Source organism: Halomonas koreensis (genome assembly GCF_031451675.1).
GTDB classification, from domain to species: domain Bacteria; phylum Pseudomonadota; class Gammaproteobacteria; order Pseudomonadales; family Halomonadaceae; genus Halomonas; species Halomonas koreensis.
The window spans coordinates 1-629 of the sequence record NZ_JARWAK010000035.1 but is presented as its reverse complement, the minus strand read 5'-3'; the positions used below and the strand labels follow the sequence as shown (position 1 = coordinate 629).

At 71.2% G+C, this 629-nt stretch carries 1 protein-coding gene; it reads left to right on the top strand.

The window, feature by feature from the left end; translation table 11 throughout:
* On the top strand, positions 1-629 hold a 629-nt coding region (locus QC818_RS18305), incomplete at both ends, for an aldehyde dehydrogenase family protein (RefSeq protein ID WP_309654304.1).

Below are 629 nucleotides of genomic sequence, written 5' to 3'. Positions count from 1 at the left end.
CACGCCGAGTCCATCGACAAGCTCTACGGCGAGGTGGCGCCCACCGGCGACGACGCCCTGGGCCTGGTGATGCGCGAGCCGCTGGGGGTGGTGGCCTCCATCGTGCCCTGGAACTTCCCGCTGATGATGACCGCCTGGAAGATCGCCCCGGCCCTGGCCGCCGGCAACAGCGTGATCCTCAAGCCCTCGGAGAAGTCGCCGCTGTCGGCGCTGCGCCTGGCGAGCCTGGCCCGGGAGGCCGGCCTGCCGCGGGGCGTCTTCCAGGTGCTGCCGGGCTACGGGCACACCGTGGGCCAGGCGCTGGCGCTGTCGATGGACGTCGACTGCCTGGCCTTCACCGGCTCCACCGGCGTGGGCAAGCGGCTGATGCAGTACGCCGGCCAGTCCAACCTCAAGAAGGTGTTCCTGGAGTGCGGCGGCAAGAGCCCCAACCTGGTGTTCGCCGACTGCAAGGACCTGGACCGGGTCGCCGAGCACGCCGCCGGGGCGATCTTCCACAACCAGGGCGAGGTGTGCATCGCCGGCTCGCGGCTGCTGGTGGAGAACTCGATTCGCGAGGCCTTCGTGGAGAAGGTGCTGGCCGCCGCCGAGCGCATGCAGCCCGGCGACCCGCTGGACCCGGCCAGCTT